The 15,026-nt window shown below is 42.3% G+C and carries 13 protein-coding genes; 1 reads left to right on the forward strand and 12 read right to left on the reverse strand.

Annotated features, from left to right (window positions below; translation table 11 throughout):
• The first annotated feature begins 154 nt into the window (after window positions 1-154).
• Window positions 155-1,006, forward strand: coding sequence for an aldo/keto reductase (locus tag RB297_RS04440; protein WP_375119851.1), 852 nt, complete (start codon window positions 155-157; stop codon window positions 1,004-1,006).
• Window positions 1,007-1,393: 387 nt separating this feature from the next.
• Here the strand turns inward: RB297_RS04440 and RB297_RS04445 are convergent, their stop codons facing one another.
• The 12 genes from RB297_RS04445 to RB297_RS04500 form a co-directional block, all read right to left on the reverse strand.
• Entirely contained in the window at window positions 1,394-1,930 is a 537-nt protein-coding gene (locus RB297_RS04445) for an SMI1/KNR4 family protein (RefSeq protein WP_375119852.1), read from the reverse strand.
• A 197-nt stretch (window positions 1,931-2,127) separates the two neighbouring features.
• A complete protein-coding gene (locus RB297_RS04450) occupies window positions 2,128-2,793 on the reverse strand; it encodes a carboxylesterase family protein (protein WP_375119853.1) in 666 nt (221 codons plus the stop codon).
• Window positions 2,794-3,007: 214 nt separating this feature from the next.
• Window positions 3,008-3,763 carry a hypothetical protein gene (locus RB297_RS04455; RefSeq protein WP_375119854.1) on the reverse strand — a complete coding sequence of 252 codons (756 nt, stop codon included), beginning with the start codon at window positions 3,761-3,763 and terminating at the stop codon, window positions 3,008-3,010.
• 200 nt (window positions 3,764-3,963) lie between these two features.
• A complete protein-coding gene (locus RB297_RS04460) occupies window positions 3,964-4,398 on the reverse strand; it encodes a phosphotransferase (protein ID WP_375119855.1) in 435 nt (144 codons plus the stop codon).
• 53 nt (window positions 4,399-4,451) lie between these two features.
• Entirely contained in the window at window positions 4,452-4,982 is a 531-nt protein-coding gene (locus tag RB297_RS04465; protein ID WP_375119856.1) for a phosphotransferase enzyme family protein, read from the reverse strand.
• Window positions 4,983-5,798: 816 nt separating this feature from the next.
• Window positions 5,799-6,215 carry a YjdF family protein gene (locus tag RB297_RS04470; protein ID WP_375119857.1) on the reverse strand — a complete coding sequence of 139 codons (417 nt, stop codon included), beginning with the start codon at window positions 6,213-6,215 and terminating at the stop codon, window positions 5,799-5,801.
• A 476-nt stretch (window positions 6,216-6,691) separates the two neighbouring features.
• Window positions 6,692-7,618, reverse strand: coding sequence for a copper amine oxidase N-terminal domain-containing protein (locus tag RB297_RS04475; RefSeq protein ID WP_375119858.1), 927 nt, complete (start codon window positions 7,616-7,618; stop codon window positions 6,692-6,694).
• 840 nt (window positions 7,619-8,458) lie between these two features.
• Entirely contained in the window at window positions 8,459-10,249 is a 1,791-nt protein-coding gene (locus RB297_RS04480) for a response regulator (protein ID WP_375120558.1), read from the reverse strand.
• A gap of 120 nt (window positions 10,250-10,369) precedes the next feature.
• Complete coding sequence (locus tag RB297_RS04485) at window positions 10,370-10,957, reverse strand: sensor domain-containing protein (RefSeq protein ID WP_096773782.1); 588 nt, start codon at window positions 10,955-10,957, stop codon at window positions 10,370-10,372.
• A 425-nt stretch (window positions 10,958-11,382) separates the two neighbouring features.
• Window positions 11,383-12,723: an erythromycin esterase family protein gene (locus RB297_RS04490; protein ID WP_375119859.1), complete on the reverse strand. Its 1,341-nt coding sequence runs from the start codon at window positions 12,721-12,723 to the stop codon at window positions 11,383-11,385.
• Between the two features lie 293 nt (window positions 12,724-13,016).
• Window positions 13,017-13,334: a hypothetical protein gene (locus tag RB297_RS04495; protein WP_375119860.1), complete on the reverse strand. Its 318-nt coding sequence runs from the start codon at window positions 13,332-13,334 to the stop codon at window positions 13,017-13,019.
• Complete coding sequence (locus tag RB297_RS04500) at window positions 13,285-14,898, reverse strand: DUF2207 domain-containing protein (protein WP_375119861.1); 1,614 nt, start codon at window positions 14,896-14,898, stop codon at window positions 13,285-13,287. The genes RB297_RS04495 and RB297_RS04500 overlap by 50 nt, the downstream gene beginning before the upstream one ends.
• Window positions 14,899-15,026: the final 128 nt, after the last annotated feature.

Consider the following 15,026-nt stretch of genomic DNA (forward strand, 5'->3'; position numbering starts at 1 on the left):
AAAAAAGAATAAGAGCCTCTTGCCTTCGTGTAACACGAAGGCACTATGCTTATTGTAACGCAACTTTGTCGTAATCGGAATTCCCGCTTCAGTCCCCGATGTTGGGGATACGCGCCGGTTGCTGTTATACATTTGATCAATAGGAGGAATCGCAATGCAAACTGTAACTTTGAACAACGGTGTGAAAATGCCAATCCTAGGCTTCGGTGTCTACCAGATTCCCGATGCTGATGAGTGCGAAAACGCGGTGTACGAAGCGCTGTCGGCCGGTTACCGCTTGATCGACACCGCCGCCGGTTACCTTAACGAGGAAGCGGTCGGACGCGCGATCAAACGCAGCGGTGTACCGCGTGAGGAGCTGTTCATTACGACCAAGATTTGGGTTCAGGATGCCGGCTACGAGAGTGCCAAGCTTGCATTTGCAAAATCCCTGAAGAAGCTGCAGCTTGACTATCTCGATCTGTACCTGATTCACCAGCCATTCGGCGATTACTACGGCACTTGGCGCGCGATGGAAGAACTGTACCGTGACGGCAAAATCAAGGCCATCGGGGTCAGCAACTTCATGCCCGATCGTCTGATGGACCTCATTGTGCATAACGAAATTGTGCCCGCCGTCAACCAGATTGAAACGCACCCGTTCTACCAGCAGACAGAGAGCGCTGCTTTCGTAAAAGAGCAGGGCGTGCAACACCAGTCGTGGGCGCCGTTCGCTGAAGGACGAAACAATATGTTCGGCAACGAAGTGCTGACCTCGATCGCGGGAAAACACAACAAATCCGTCGCCCAGATCGTATTGCGATGGCTTGTTCAACGAGAAGTTGTTGTCATTCCAAAGTCAGTACGGAAAGAGCGAATCGTCGAAAATTTCAACATTTTTGATTTTGAGTTGGGTGCGGACGATATGGAACACATTTCCACCCTTGATACTCGGGAGAGTCTATTCTTATCGTACCGCGATCCCGGAGTCGCCAAGATGATGGGCAACTGGAGAGTCGAACTGTAAACCTTGGTCCGGTTTCTCCATTTAGAAAGGACAGGGCCGGAACTCCTGTCCTTTCGTGTTGTAAACTCGCTTGTCCTTTAAACTCATTCACTTATTGTCCTCGACTCGGGACAAGAACTTGTACCGATAAAACAAAAAAGCCGCTAGATTAGCAACTTTCAATGGGACCATGCTGTCCCCCGACAGGTAATAATTGAGTCGCATATGCGGCTCTTTTTTTCTGTCTATAAGCCATGCATTGCTAAGGGTTCGCTCTCGATCTATCGGTTTCCGATTAACGATATATCTACGAACTTCGTTCACACCTTTTCTTAGAGACGCACTCAATTTCCAACGTTTCCTGATTGAACGTTATGGTGTTATGAAAAATCTCGCTGTAACTAGTATTTATCCCAACCCTAGTTCCGTAGAAATCACATTATCGTCATATAAGGTTCTAATTACTTCCTCTCTATTGTTTATCAAAACCTTTAACCACTCATTGAAATTATCCATGATTCCATACAATCTGGGGTTGTGACTATCGAAATAAGCAACTTTGTATTCTTCATTCTTCATCTGGCTCGCAATGAAACACCATGCATTTCCATTATGATCTAGAGAAAACGGGATTAAAAGGCCTATTTCCACTGATCCACCCTCTCTAATATTAATCATTTTATGAGTCTCAACGCTCGTCATTCTTTGTAAAGAAAGTCTCTGAATCGATAAGATTTGTTTGTTTCCATCTCCTACTGCGCTTACTTCTTGAATCATGTACAGAAATGCGCCATTGCTAAACTGTGATACAAAATCACAATAGGATTTTGGTAGTTTGTAATTCAAAGCATTTTCAGTTTTTTCTATATCTTCTTTCGATGCTACTTCATATGTTTCGTGAATCTCTTTTTCTTTAACAAGGGATTCTAATGAGGTATTGTCCATACATTCTAGAACTCTCCTTATTGCATTTTTGACTTCGCACTATCATTCTATGTACCTTCGTGAATCATTCCATATGTAGAGTATTCACGAAATTATTGAACTACCCTGCCCGTTAGCTTAAAAAAAGGAACAGCTGCCTACAGGCGAACTGCTCCATGCTATTTTAAATTAACGTGTCCCGTTAGTGTAAAACAACTTCATTTCCTTACAATTAGAGAATGACCTAGAAACCAGCTGTATAATTCCGGATTATCGTATGTTTCTGTCCAAGAGTTGTGATTCGATTCAGGATAAATTGTGAAAGAGACATTTCCGCCGTTTTCGCGAAGTGCGTCTACCATTTTTTTTGATTCAGCAATGGGCACTATATCATCCTTCGCGCCATGGAATGCCCAGGTGGGTGTTCCTATTAGTTCATGTACCCGGTTGGGGTTACCTCCACCACATATTGGAGCGATAGCTGCGAACCTTCCTGGATATTCTGCTGCTAAGTGCCACGTCCCATAACCACCCATGCTTAGCCCCGTCAAGTATATCCGATGTGTATCTACGTTATAGTTTGCAATGATCTCATCTACTAATGCCATCAATCCGTCTTGTTCAGCATTCCAAAAAGAATCCTCCGGGCATTGAGGGGAGATCGTAATGAATGGAAAAGAAGGATCGCGTTCTGCTATCATAGGAATTCCATGTGCTTTAACCAACTCCAGATCATCTCCACGTTCACCTGCCCCGTGAAGAAATAAGATTAAAGGCCACTTAATTGAGGATTCTTTTTCATGTTGATCTGGCAAATGTAAGAGGTATTTCATCCGCACTCTTTTAGTTATTTCTTTTTCAAATTTATTTGCGGTTTGACTCATCGTATCTCCCTCACTTTACTGATATCTCCCATAGGGGGTAAAAATAGAATTCCCCATATTTCCCGGAATTCCTTCAGTTGCATTAAACTGCCCGTTAGTTGAACAAAAGCAGCCGATCTCGTTAACGGCTGCCTTCTTGTCTTCTATTGAACTAACGTTTCACGTCAGTGCAATGGAGTGCAGGTGCAGCTGTCAACCGGCAACTGTTCGATGTTTAAATGAATAGACGTGAAACTAGTGAGTCAGCCTCGTGGTTATACCCTAATAAACGAAGATCATTGGCAATTCGGTCAATTAAAGTTTTATCGCCAGAGCAAGTATGTTGAAGATGGCGAACGAGTGCTAACATTTCTATAGTTTCATTAGACACTGCTGGCATAAATTGTTTGGTACCAATTGAATCTAGAGTATTTACAGTTACTTGGAATGATCTTTCTATACGAAGATTGTTTATATAGGAAAAAGGCTGTTCTATAGGCAAAATGTTGAACCTATTCTTTACTTCATTTAACACTTTTCCTTTTTCGAACTTCCACCGATCATGATCAAACCATTCTGAATTACTTTCCCTACTTTGTTCTTCTTGGAGATGACTTAAGTATCGATCTTCATTTTGGAATTCGTTCCATGCTAACGATTCATTGTAAAAGTGAAGTGAAAAAAAATCATTTATATTCTTCGCAACTATACGAACACGTTCATGATCCATAGGAGACACTCTAATAACTAAAGCCTCTTCTAAATCTTTAACTACTCCAAAATCTGTTAGGAGCGCAAAGTGTACACCGTCTCCACCAGTGCTGGCAAATGGAATGCTGTCTACGGGAGTACAGAAGTAACCATCATGACTATAATCTAATCCGAGGAAAAGTCCTGATGGGTTTTCTAGATATGCAACCTCATGTGCAAAAGAACCTTCCCATTCCACAAGTTGTTGCAGCAATTTAGGTGCCTTGCAATTGGAATTCATATTACACCTCACTATGTAATTGATAATTAACTATTTACCAGTATATCAACTTGATAACATAAATATTTAAAGCCGCATAATCAGAATCAGCGGCTTCTAATGTTACTATGTTTTTGTCACCCGACAACACGGCCGGCCCCTATGAGCCGGATGTGTTGAGTCAGCCCTTCCCCTACTTTAGTAAAATACGATGCTCCAGGTTAATGAATACTATTATAAATGCTTTTAAATTCATGAACAAAGTCAATCGGCAGCATAGGATCATCAGAAGCGGCTACTCGTTGAAGCTCTTTTAACCTGTTCATTGATTCTTCATCCAAATTTGACATATCGTTTGCTTGATGATAATAAACATACAGCAATACATGACGAAGTTTAATAGAATCTTGTAAATATACTATTTCTTCTTCTTGGATTGTATTTTCCTTCAGATATCCTTTCATAAAATGGCGGAAAAACAATTTATAATACTCCGTTTTATTCTCAAATTCCTTAAACGGATAAAAAAGTGCATAATACAATGTAATCCCAATATCGTTTACGAAATACGTATAACTGCAATCATCGAAATCGAACAAATAAATGTCGCCGTTATGCAGATAAAAATTACTTTGATGAAAATCAGTATGAGTCAAACCGTATGTATCTTTGGACTTGGGCAGAGAAGTAAGTTTTGTTAATCTTTCTCTTAAACAATTGAAATCATTACATCATCAGGTCGCAGGTACTTCTCCGCCTTTAATTGAACTTCTTGGTCCCAGGCTTGTCGTTTAAACGCCGGATTACTCCATTCGTAACTCTTTGTGGCATGATGAATTTTCCCCATAAATTCGCCCCATTTTTCGTAAAGCGATTCATTCCAATCTTCATCCGACACTTCTTTTCCAAGAGCCATTTCGTATGAAACGGCTAGGAACGAACCAATTTCTGCAGCAATTTCTTCAACCATATTACCCCTGGTCGATGGAACAGCATTTGAAACTGCCAGTCCTTTATTCGACAAATAATTTAAAAATTCAATTTCACCCCGTATATTATTTCTCGATCTTCTAATTGTATGTGAGATTTTTAATATGAAAAATGCGTTGTTTTTCTGGTATTCATAAACAAAGCTTTCATAACCGCCCAATGAACGAACAGTGTCTTTATTAATGTCATATCGCTTTATTGCTTCGGTAAGGATCTCTTCAGTGAATTGCTCTTCAATTTCTCGTATCATTTTCTATACCTTCTTTCATTCAACACATTTTCGCTTCTTTCTCACTCTTCCCTCTGTAACCGTTCATCCCGTCTAATTTGATACTGGCGTCTTGCTAAAATGAAAAAGCACGAAAATCTTCCTCTAATCGATTACCTTTATATTCCATACGAATATTGAATTATCCTGTCCGTTAACAAGAACTAGTACCGATAAAACAAAAAAAGTCGCTAAAATAGCGACTTTCTATGGGATCATGTCTTATCCCTATACATCTTGGGATCTTTTCTACATAAAAAAGCTTAAGGACAGTTTATATTTCCTTTTGTTCGAACTTACGAACTCCTTTATTTTTGACGTCACTGGTTTCAGACAACCGTAGCTTTTTTTTACCTATTTAGACACTTACTGATATAATTGACCCAACCCTCTGAAGAATCAACAATCCATTATCAATACTCTCAATGAAGTACTTCTTATCATCTAAAATAACAACATCAGTTTCCTTCAATTTGACTTCGCTTTTAAAATTTATGAAGTTATCTGATCCAGGTACTGCTCCTTTATAGTAAATCATGCTGTTCTCAACTCCTTATAAAACTTATTTCACTTAAACCAAAAAAAACCGATTTTCCGCCTGTACCTTTGTTCCATGACTTCTTTCACTGTAATGCCATCCAAAATTCCGGTTAACTAACTCTTGTAGCCAACGCAAAAACACCTCCCGAAATTGTCTCCATATCTTATGACATGGTTTTCTCTTGAAGGTGTTTTTAATTTATCTCACGCTATGGAGCCAGTCCCACCTGCTTCATCTGAAACGCTACTTGGTTTTGACTATTTGCCCCTGTGCTTCTTCTTCGCCTTTTGAACTCTAAGTTGATATTTTCTTTCATTTTCCTCAAGATTTTGTTGACGATTATGCACTTTTCGTTGCAGTTTCCTGGATTCGAGGTCCAGCTTTATTGCCTCCTGAGCATGGCTAGATAAACCTCGTTGGGCAATCTCTCTAGACGCCTGCCGAGCTAGTCTTTTCGGATTTATTCGAGTGTTTTTACTTCGTTTCGCATCCGTTCCTACTTTCGTAAGGTTCATCAATTCCATCATTTTCTCGCTAACGAACTCTAATATCTCCGGATCCTTTGGCTCGTTACCAAAAATATGACGACAAGCTTTTAGACGTCCTTGTTCTTCCTGCTCAATCACACCAATCCAGTACTTACAACTTTCATCAAACAATACGGTAAGCTTCACACTTACTCCCCCTCTGTTTTACTGGAGTGATGGACATCCCGAGGGGGGAAGGTCACTGACACTGGAACTGACCCTGTGCAACCGGACTACCAACCGATCTGTGTTTTTACACTCCTTTAAGGTTATATCACATTTTTCACAATTGTTAAACCGATCCACTATCCTGCCCGTTAGCTTAATGAAATTGCACCTTGAAACAGGCAGGGAATGCAGATGTTATTCGCGTATTGCGGATTATCAGTTGAATGAACTTCACCCGACTATTGCCATCGTATTGAAATGTTCGTGTATAAACAGCATTTCTATATAGCTAGGATTACCATGTATACGATGATTAGCTCTCCAATGGCCCAAAGCTTGGAAAGTCCGCTCCACCTCTTCCCTGCGCATTCATATCCGAAAAGGACCGATACCGACATGCGGCGTTACGATAATAATTGTGTCAACTGCAAACTCCTCTTTATGACAACTTCTAATTATTTTTCTTCTGGAATGTCAACAATAATATAGTTTTCTTTTAGATTAACTTGAGGAAGTTCGGCTTGTTTAAAAACAACGTCATTCCAATTCTCCTTAGTGATTAAACCATATCCAGTAGAAGTAATATGAGGCATCCAGCGAAAGTTGGCGAATGTCGTATCTTTAAAATTCGGTAGGGAACCGTTCTCTTTTGCAAAGGAGCGGTTTATGAAATAAAGGTTATCTTGCGTAGTGGTCTTTTCGCTAATGAAAGCTTGCCACTTAAGATAAGCAGTGTTCTTCGTGATTTTATAATAGCGGATTACATTATTATTGACCTCGATGAATCGGTCATGGGTGTTTTCCGGAAAATAATATTGAAGACTGGATGCTTCCATAATTGGTTTAAAGTCCTCCGTGAGCTGTGATACTCTAGGAAGATTGATTGCAGCATTTCTGGCCGTGCTTAATGCACTACTCTTAACGTCAGTCAGCAGTTTCGCACTTGGTTTTGAAACAAACGCCGTTCGGGTCTTTTGATTCCAAGTTACAGAACCGTCCAATGCTTCTGCAACAAAACGTAAGGGAATCATTGTTTTACCGTTTTGAACAAATGGAGCAGTACTTAATGAAACAGGAGATCCATTTTTTTGTGCTACTTTATTATTCATAGTCAACTGCAAGTTTGTGTCGCCCCCCTTCACTGTCGCTTGCTTAGCAGTATTATTCCAGGCAAACGTTAAGCCACCTAAATCTTTGAGTGAAGTCAGACTAAAAAATACCTGATTGTTCATAATGAGAATATCTTTTGAATCTAAGTCATGATTATTCACAACAACTTGTGTTCCTTTTGGACTTTTTACTGCTGCGGCTGCCTCATTGGTTGGAAGTAACAAAATCGAAGAACATAGAACAACAAAGGTAAATAATACCAATTTCTTCATCGCTAAAACCTCTTCTCTTCTTTATTCAACTTTCCTCTCCCGTTTACTTAATTAATCATTTCTTTTAAAAATAGAATAAGAAAAATATATCACTCCACCAACACCCAAAATCATTGATATCGCAAACAATATCCACACTATTTTCACATCAGTATCACTAATACCGTTACCTACTGGACCAACTTTTGGTTCGAAAAAATGATTTAGTTTCCATATACCATAGAGAATGAGAAATATTGATGCGAACAATCCAACAAAATGTTTCTGTTTAATGTTTCACGCCCCCATCCGTACTGATAATAAAGTAACGCGGTCATTAAGTTAATAAATAGATAATACCACATATTGGAACTAACCTGCCCGTTAGCTTAATGAAATTGTATGGAAAGCAGTTAGATATTTATCTAATCGGTTATCGGCTCAAGTTCTTGTCCCCCGACATATAATCTCATCATTCAACCTGATTCTTCTGAACCCAGACAGATGGCGGCAGTGATGATCCAAAATCTGTGACAAACTGAGCCTGGAGCCAAGGTTACATTGAGTGGCGAAAGGGATGACTGGCAGTTGAAGCCATCACAACCCTTGTATCCCAAGGCATCATGGATTCGGATAGACGGCCCCATCCATACAGTTCCAAACAGCTGCTGAAGCGGCAGGAAGCAAGCGCCTTATTGTATCTAGCATTTGATTACTACAGATTGCCAATCCGTAATGAACAGAAACCATAGTTCTGATAAATAAAAATGGCCTATAAAAATTGAAATGACGGGTGTCGATCATACGGAGTAAATCACTCACGTATGATCGACACCCGTCACCAGGATACATAACTTGGGGTTATTCCAGAAGCCCAGCCTCCCTGGCTTTTTGCACCGCTTCCTCCCGGTTGCGGACCCCCAGCTTCAAATAAGCCGAAGACGCATAGTTTCGAACCGTACCATCGGATAAATACAATTTGGAAGCAATGCTTTTATATCGCAGCCCTTTGGACAGGAACTGTAAAATTTCAAGTTCCCGCGGCGTTAAATCATAGGCCGAGGACGCTTTGATTGACGAATGGTCATCGACGCTATTGTCCGCTTCCAGTTGGGCAAATAATTTGTGCGACATGCCCTGATCGATCAGCGTGCCCCCGCGGTGGACGGTGCGAATCGTTTCAGCCAGCTCTAACGGCTGCATGGACTTCAATAGGTATCCATCCACCCCGCTTCGCATCGCCTCCAAAGCCTGTTTGGTATCCTCGAACGTGGTGAGAATCAGAATCCGGATGTGGGGCCACGATTCTTTTATCGTACGGGATGCAGAGATTCCATCCACATTCGGCATCTCAACATCCATAAGCACCAGCTGCGGCTTAACTTGCCTGCACAGCTCGATCGCTTGCTCGCCATCCTCTGCCGTCCCGACAACCTGAAAATCCTGCTGCTCTTCCAGCAAAGTCCGCAAGCTTTCACGAATAACGGGGTGGTCATCGACGACCAACAGGCGGATGACTTCATCCTTATGCTCCGTTTGTCTGGGTAGCGTGCAGGTAACGAGAGTGCCTTCTCCCCGCTCCGTATAGACGGCCACATGGCCTTGCAAAATCATCGCCCGCTCTTTCATGGCGTTGAGGCCAAAGCCCTCCCTTCCATGCTCCATCCCGCGGCCGTTATCTTGAATTTCCAGTCTCGTCTGTTGGGGCTCGAAATGCACGGAAACCTTAATCTCTGTCGAGTGTCCATGGCGCACGGCATTCGTCAACGACTCTTGCAGGCAGCGGTAGAGCGCTGTCTTCGCTTGCTTCATTACAGGGTATTCCTCCCCGTAGGCATGGAAAGTAACCGGCACCTTGGCATGTTCCTGAAACTCCTCCGCCAGCTTCCTCAAAGACTGAAGCAGGGGGAGAGTCTCATGCGGCGATTCGATTTGATGTACGTAGCCTCTGACCTCCTCCATATTTTGGCGGGCCAGGTTCAATAGGGAATCGAGACTTTCGGTTCCCGTATCCGTTGCCATCTGAGGACGCAACGTTTCCAATCCCATAATGAGCGAAGTGTAGGCATGACCGACGGTATCATGAAGCTCTTTGGATAGCCGGCTCCGTTCTTCGGCAAGCGTGATGCGCTCGATTTGGGACAGGTACTGCTCCAACACCGCATTTTGCTCGCGAATCGTTTCGCCTTGACGATGATTGAGCGCGAGTAAATGGAAGGAGAATCCGAAGATATATGCCATCCCGATGTGAACGGCCATGACCCAGTATTCACTCTGTTCTGCAAGCTGCTTGATTATGGCGGGCAGGAGCAATATGGACACAGGTCCTGACCAGAGATAGGCCCTATGCGCGCTATGGGCAGCAATGAAAAATGCATACAACAGGAATGCTAAGTAGGCTTGGGGAAAAAATGAAGCCAGATACAAACACAACCCACCCGAGATCACAATTTCGGTAAACAAGTAATATTTATAATTGAGCTGCAAGCAAAGCCATGGAACGGAAAAAGCAATCAGCTGCCATAGGACAAGGACCACAATCGGCAGCGTGAAATATTGTTGCAGACTTATTGTCGTAAACACGAGAGAAATGCTGGATATCAGGCGGATTATAAACATGAGCCAGTCGTACCAGTACCATTGCTTGACCATATCGAACAAAACCATCATCCCCTAAAGACTTTCAGTATGACATTACGTAACTATTATAAAGTAAACTGCTATAGAGTAAACTATCCTCCGACGACCTACGAGGCGAAGCGGGGCATTCGTCTACCGGTTCACATGCTTGATCATTAGACGCGTGTAGCCGCCTATCCAGCGCGCCAAGCGGTCTGCAAGCCAGCAGCTCACCAACATCAGTACGATCCCTGTGACCGATACCATCATAGCTTTGGCAAACGTGTCTACCGTCGCACCCATAATGGAAAGGCTGATAAACGGATAGAGGAACGGAACCGCAATCAATACAGGCGGCGCCACATAGAGTAAGGCCGCACTGATCAGACTTAAAATCCCTACCGGAAACTTCAACATCAGCCAGCCAATAGCGATCCAGTTGCGTCGGTTCAGCAACTCCTTTTTCGCTTGGAGCCAGTTGGATACTTTCGGGGTGACAGCTTTAACACAAGGCTCGGTGGTGATATCCATATAGATCTTGGTTTGTACTCGTTCGAATTGCAGGAAGGCAGTTGTCGTGCGCAAAACGTTAGCCAGGAGAGGAACGCCCACGACAGTAAACGAAAGACTCAAACCCAGAATAATGGCAACCAAATAAAAGCAGAAGTAAAACAATCCGGTGACGAAAGTAAACAGCAGGAAATAGCCGTTTTGAACAAAACTGGCGACGGTTCTTGCCATCAAAGAGCTCACATCCTTTGCAAGTAGTAAACGTATCCTACTGCTCTTGATGTCAATTCTGCCAGTGTCATAATGTCATATGACATAAAATGAACGGAGTGTAAGCTACGGTTATGACCAACTGCACAGTAGAATTGTTCAAAACTCAGGAAGACCCCTGTGTGCCAGTATTCTCTTACTATACTACAGGGAAAAAAGTAATTAAGCACTATACCAAATCAGCCAGCTTTATGCATTTTCTCTTTCAATGTGCTTTCATATTGAATGATCGCTCTAAAATTCAGCCCAGAACAAAATCATACACCGTATTCTCGCTGTCAACATGACAGTCCATATTTTGGAAGTCTATCGGTTTTTGAGAAACATAAATCGTTAAAACAAAAAAGCCGCAACTAAGCGACTTTTAAGCATACATAATTAAGATTTTATTGATTCAGTTGAGATGGCTTCACTTTCTGAATGTGAACGAGGATGTCAAATGTTTTACCTAATGATACATCAACAGTCGTTGGGATATCTGGACCTACCGTTGTTACTCCGGCAAAAATGGGATGTTGCTCGTTTAGCCAAGTTTTAGTCATTCCGCTTGCCTTACGTAAATCAACAAAAAACTGGTCGTATTTGACTTGTCCAAACATATAATTAAAATTGTTCGGGTCATCTAATTTTAAGATTCCATAGGGCCCGAATTGTTGGCTGGTGTTATAAACATTGTAACGTCCCTCGAAAACAGATGTTCCAATGGTTACATACCGTTTACCATAATGTTCTGCTAAGTGCTGCCCAGCCATTTTAGGGTATACGAAAGGAAGCATATTTGTTTTCGACACGTGCCCATTATGGCCCCACACGATTGTTTTTCCTATATGTTCTTCAGTCCATTTCGCATTCTCATACATGGCAATATCGTGTTTCAAATAAAAGTCTTCCAGGTTATCAGGATATGCGGCTGTCATTGTCGTAAATTGCTCAATAATACGGGCATTTTGTATGATCCATGCGAACTCTGGGGATTTTCCATTCAGTTTATGTTTATTTTGCTCTAATAAAGCGCTAATTTGTTTCGCATCTGAAACATACCGTGCTTTCGTTTCTTTCTTAAGGCCGCCAAAGGTATCTAAATCCTTGGTTACAGGAATAAGGCCTTTCATCTTTTGATCGAAACGAGTGACTAGTTTTGGATCGTATTTCTTTACATACGCTAGGATATTGTTATAAACACTCTCGTTTACGGTTTGTATATCCATGCCGATGATCCGTATTTTGGATTTATGCTTTGGATCCGCATTATATTGGCGTATCCATTGAAGCAGATCAATGATTTCTTTCGTGTTAAATACAGGACTTAGATATTGGCTTGGGTCCCCTTTACCCGTAAGAACATAGCGATCGAGTCTCAATGCTCTGTCCCATCCCTCTTCTAACACCAAGGCCTTAAAGCCCATTTCAGCTGTCAAATAATTAACAATGCGATGCTTCATGGTAAAAACTTCGTGAGCTCCATGCGTCGCTTCGCCTAAACCAACAATTGTAGCTGATCCGATCATATCCTTAAGCGGTCTTAAATCCTGAAGAGATGCTGTTGGATCCGTTGACTTTAATGGCATGGCATGCTTTTCTAACCATTTTATCTGCTCGGCTTTCTGATTGGAGTTGTAGGGAGCTATAAGAGAATCACCTACTTTCGAAGCTGCATGAATATTTCCTGTAAAACCAGCCAGTGTGATCATCGAAGCAGCAATTGCGATACCCATTTTCTGTTTCATAAAATCCTCTCCTTAAATACTTTGTGATTTGGTTTGATGAGATATATTCTAGTTCCCAGAACTCTCTTCTGTATCCTACTGCACTCCTTGTTATGTACAACAGTGTCAAAATGTCATATGACACGCCTTCCCCCGTTTACTTAATAAAAAGACGTCTGCTGCCTCGATGAAATCAAATCGGGAATGTAACCATGTTCTTGTCATTGCTTGATAACCTAAATATAAAAAGCCGCATAATCAGCGGCTTCTAATGTTACTATGTTTTTGTCACCCGACAATTTTTACTAACTTAGTCAATCTCCTCCCCCACCGCCATCTCCCGAACCTCCATCATTGCCACTGTCACTACTGTAGTCGTATGAACTCCCCCCGTCTGCTCCACTGTCACTATCGCTGCTCGGAGTTCTCCCGGAAGTTGTCCCCCCAGGTATTCCCTTCCAAGAATGATTAAAGACATAATCGATAGCGGTATCCACATCGTTATCAAACAGGGAAGAAGCCTCTGATAAAGGAAAATCCGGGTTTTCTTTGCTGACATTTCTCATAAAACGTTCTCCTACATCAAGTAATAGCGCATCTTCCCTCATCTTTTCCAGCCATTTTGCGGTCATTATTAGCCCTTCCTAGATCATGTCCGCCTCTAGCCAGCTTTCGTCGATACCGCTTTATAGCGCTTCGGTAAGCTGCCGAACGCTGATCTAATGCTCCTCGGGGTAATAACCCAACAAGTAAAAATGAAAGAATTACGAAGTTCAAGTATTCGTCTACCAGGGGATCATACAAAATTGGAGCTGCCACGAAAAAGCAAACGACCAAAAAGACGATGATGTATCTTTTGAGGCGCCAGCGAAAAATAGCTAATATGAGTCCGCCGCCTAAAACAATGGCCAATACTCCTACCCATCCCCAAGGTGTTACGTCTGCAATGTACAGATAGATGAGCAAAACCAGATGTATGAGAGCTAGAGCCGGTATGATGACTTTTCTCGCCGCGTATTCCTTGTATATGATCCCTTTGCTATTCTCAGTCTCCACAAGCTCCTGCCAGCGGCTGAGTCCCTTATTAAGACTTCTCATGCGCTTTATGTATTTACCCATAGTCGCTTTATTCCTGCGCTCTGTTTTCGTAGGGCCAGAAAATTTATCCAGGTTCAGGACAGTCGTACCGTGAGACAGCCAACCAAGCAAGTAACGGTCTGGTTTGTTCAGGGCTGTACGATTACCCTTGAATGTAAACTCGGGAAGCCTCATCGGCGCTCTCGAATCTTCCTGGAATCTCATAGCTGATGGCACTAAGGAAAGACTCACCATACCTTTACGGCGCAGCGAAAATACACCGGCCAGCCCATCTGCAAGCCGGAGCTTTCCCTTCCGGAAAAGGTAAATCATATCGATTGGATCCATCGCTGCGATATCTTCGAAGCTGATCCTCCTCCCCCTCCACCAGGATGAAATCCTACGCAGTGAAAGGGAATAATATACGATACCTGTTATGGCTGCATAGGTCAGCCAGCGGCTGATATGTTGACCCGCTTTCAGTAAATGTTCACGCTTTTCGAATCTTTGCTGAAGCTTCTGTTCAGCTAACAGTCGTTCCGAGAGTGAGGCTGAGGTCTCTTCTGTTTCCCTCTCCGTCAGCACCTCTGGGGGGAAATACAACTTCAGCCTCGCACTATCCCCTTCAGGTAATAGCGTGTTTTCGTACCTGATCCAACGATTGTTTACTTCTGTCAAGCTGCCTCTTGAGCGATCGTAAGCAAATCCAGATAAATTCTCTTTTGCAGGCTGTTCCGTATATACCCTAACGGTTACGTTGTGATGATCAAACCTGTTATCTTTGAGTACGGTCCAATCCAGCTCTCCACGATCGTCATATTTCACAGCTTCTCGATCAAGCCTATAGCGATAATAGATCTGCCTCGTTTCATCTTTAGCTTGTAATTCGATGTAATAAGAACCCGATTTAGTTCTTAAATAGACCGGATAACGCTCCAAATTAACATAACCAAGATTACCGAGCTCTCGGTCATTCGGTGGTACATAAGCTTCAAAAAATTCAATATTAGCTCCCCCGAAATTGTCCATATATCTAGGAATTCTTTCATACTCTCCTTGTACTGTGTAAGTGAATAGCTCTTCCACATATAAGTCACCGTCCGCCATTACCTTGGCCATAACGTCCACTTGATCAATCGTTAACTCATTGTCGTTGCCACACCCGACTAAGATAACAACCCAAACAATACTAACTGCCAAAAGATCGCATGTTTAATCTTTATTTTCACAGTAAACCTCCCGTTAAT

The organism is Paenibacillus sp. CR_12 (assembly GCF_041953985.1).
In the GTDB taxonomy this organism is placed as follows: Bacteria; Bacillota; Bacilli; order Paenibacillales; family Paenibacillaceae; genus Paenibacillus_AQ; species Paenibacillus_AQ lautus_A.

What these genes read in the sequence shown, in the direction of transcription:
- RB297_RS04440 (WP_375119851.1), top strand. Translation starts at nt 155, where the DNA reads ATGCAAACTGTAACTTTGAACAACGGTGTGAAAATGCCAATCCTAGGC.
- RB297_RS04445 (WP_375119852.1), bottom strand. Translation starts at nt 1,930, where the DNA reads ATGGACAATACCTCATTAGAATCCCTTGTTAAAGAAAAAGAGATTCAC.
- RB297_RS04450 (WP_375119853.1), bottom strand. Translation starts at nt 2,793, where the DNA reads ATGAGTCAAACCGCAAATAAATTTGAAAAAGAAATAACTAAAAGAGTG.
- RB297_RS04455 (WP_375119854.1), bottom strand. Translation starts at nt 3,763, where the DNA reads ATGAATTCCAATTGCAAGGCACCTAAATTGCTGCAACAACTTGTGGAA.
- RB297_RS04465 (WP_375119856.1), bottom strand. Translation starts at nt 4,982, where the DNA reads ATGATACGAGAAATTGAAGAGCAATTCACTGAAGAGATCCTTACCGAA.
- RB297_RS04475 (WP_375119858.1), bottom strand. Translation starts at nt 7,618, where the DNA reads ATGAAGAAATTGGTATTATTTACCTTTGTTGTTCTATGTTCTTCGATT.
- RB297_RS04480 (WP_375120558.1), bottom strand. Translation starts at nt 10,249, where the DNA reads ATGGTCAAGCAATGGTACTGGTACGACTGGCTCATGTTTATAATCCGC.
- RB297_RS04485 (WP_096773782.1), bottom strand. Translation starts at nt 10,957, where the DNA reads ATGGCAAGAACCGTCGCCAGTTTTGTTCAAAACGGCTATTTCCTGCTG.
- RB297_RS04490 (WP_375119859.1), bottom strand. Translation starts at nt 12,723, where the DNA reads ATGAAACAGAAAATGGGTATCGCAATTGCTGCTTCGATGATCACACTG.
- RB297_RS04495 (WP_375119860.1), bottom strand. Translation starts at nt 13,334, where the DNA reads ATGACCGCAAAATGGCTGGAAAAGATGAGGGAAGATGCGCTATTACTT.
- RB297_RS04500 (WP_375119861.1), bottom strand. Translation starts at nt 14,898, where the DNA reads ATGGCCAAGGTAATGGCGGACGGTGACTTATATGTGGAAGAGCTATTC.